The organism is Mesorhizobium sp. M7A.F.Ca.CA.002.05.1.1 (assembly GCF_003998335.1).
Lineage (GTDB): Bacteria > Pseudomonadota > Alphaproteobacteria > Rhizobiales > Rhizobiaceae > Mesorhizobium.
In genome coordinates this window covers 1-1,629 of the sequence record NZ_RZQI01001131.1, presented here as the reverse complement: position 1 = coordinate 1,629, position 1,629 = coordinate 1, and the positions used below count along the sequence as shown (strand labels likewise).

General features: G+C 66.5%; 2 protein-coding genes and 1 pseudogene. All 3 read left to right on the top strand.

Annotated features, from left to right (window positions below):
- Positions 1-1,000, top strand: a 1,000-nt coding sequence (gene rsmH, locus EN939_RS33305; protein WP_442919590.1) for a 16S rRNA (cytosine(1402)-N(4))-methyltransferase RsmH, incomplete at its 5' end; no start/stop codon positions are given.
- Positions 1,001-1,004: 4 nt separating this feature from the next.
- A complete protein-coding gene (gene ftsL, locus EN939_RS33300; RefSeq protein ID WP_127271473.1) occupies positions 1,005-1,400 on the top strand; it encodes a cell division protein FtsL in 396 nt (131 codons plus the stop codon).
- Positions 1,397-1,629, top strand: a pseudogene (locus EN939_RS33295) (penicillin-binding protein 2); the annotation flags it as partial. The gene ftsL and the pseudogene EN939_RS33295, both read left to right, overlap by 4 nt.

Below are 1,629 nucleotides of genomic sequence, written 5' to 3'. Positions count from 1 at the left end.
CGTTGGCGGATCGGCTCGCCACATTCCGGTCCTCCTTGCCGAGGTGCTCGAAGCGTTGGCGCCGGCGCAGGGCGACCTCATCATCGACGGCACGTTCGGCGCCGGCGGCTACACCAGGCCCATTCTGGCGACGGGCGCTTCCGTGGTGGCGATCGACCGCGATCCGGATGCCATTGCGGCCGGGCGCGATCTGGAAGTGCAATCGGGCGGTCGGCTGCGCCTGGTGCACGCGCCGTTCTCGACGCTGGATGAACATGTCGAGAGCGCCGACGGGATCGTGCTCGACATCGGCGTGTCCTCTATGCAGCTCGACCAGGCGGAGCGCGGGTTTTCGTTCCGCGCCGACGGGCCGCTCGACATGCGCATGGCGCAATCGGGCCTTAGCGCCGCCGACGTCGTCAATTCCTTCAAGCCGGGCGATCTTGCCCGCATCTTCGGCTTCCTCGGCGAGGAGCGTCATGCCGGGCGCATCGCCCGCATGATCGAGGCTCGCCGTGAAAAGCGCCCGTTCGAGCGCACGCTGGAACTGGCCGACGCCATCGAGACGCATATCGGCCGTGCGCCGAAGGACAAGATCCATCCGGCTACGCGCGTGTTCCAGGCGCTGCGCATCTTCGTCAATGACGAGCTTGGCGAACTGGCCAAGGCCCTGTTCGCGGCCGAGCGCACGCTGAAGCCGGGCGGACGGCTCGCCGTGGTCACCTTCCATTCGCTGGAAGACCGCATCGTCAAGCGTTTCATCGCCGACCGGGCCGATGTCGCGACCGGCTCGCGGCATTTGCCCGAGGCGCATGCCCGCACCGCGACGTTCCGCAAGGCGGGTGGCGGCGTGACTGCCGGCGACGCCGAGGTGGCGGCCAATCCGCGCGCCCGTTCGGCTAGGCTGCGCGCGGCAATCCGCACGGATGCGCCAGCGCGCAGCAGCGATTTTTCGATTTTCGGCCTTCCAAAGCTTCCCGGCCCAACACTTCCTGGCACAGGCCGGCCGGGGGAGAGGTAGCTAAGTGTTTCGTACCAGCGACATTGTCCTGATCGCCGTCATGGTTGCGGTCGCGGCCCTTACCTACAAGGCCAAGCGCGAGGCCGAGGAACAATTGGCCGCGGTGCAGAAGATCCATGCGCAGATACGCTATGAGGAGGACACGATCGACCTGCTCAAGGCCGACTGGAGCCTGCTTACCCAGCCGTCGCGGCTGCAGAAGCTCGCCGAACTCTACAAGTCGCAGCTCGAACTCGAGCCGGTCAGCGCTCGCCAGATCGGCGGCATCGGCGACCTGCCGGCCAAATCCCTTGACATCCAGGACATCCTGTCGGGACGCCAGGGCGGCATGGCCGACAATTCCGACCAAGCGCCTTCGGACAGTAAGGATCCCGTCGTGACCGGAGGCATCGCCCAATGATCGGCAAACTGCTGAAGCGTCGCGCCAGGACGAGTGAAGATGGATCGATCGTGGTCGAGGGCGCCCGCAAGGCGACCGGCGGCAAGGGCAGGACGCGCATCGTCATGACCATGGCGGTGTTCTTCGGTATCTTCTCGACCATATCAGGGCGGCTGGTCTACCTCGGCTTCCAGACCCCCGACATGTCGGGCGGTCCGCAGAGCCGGGTGACGGCATCGCGGCCCGACAT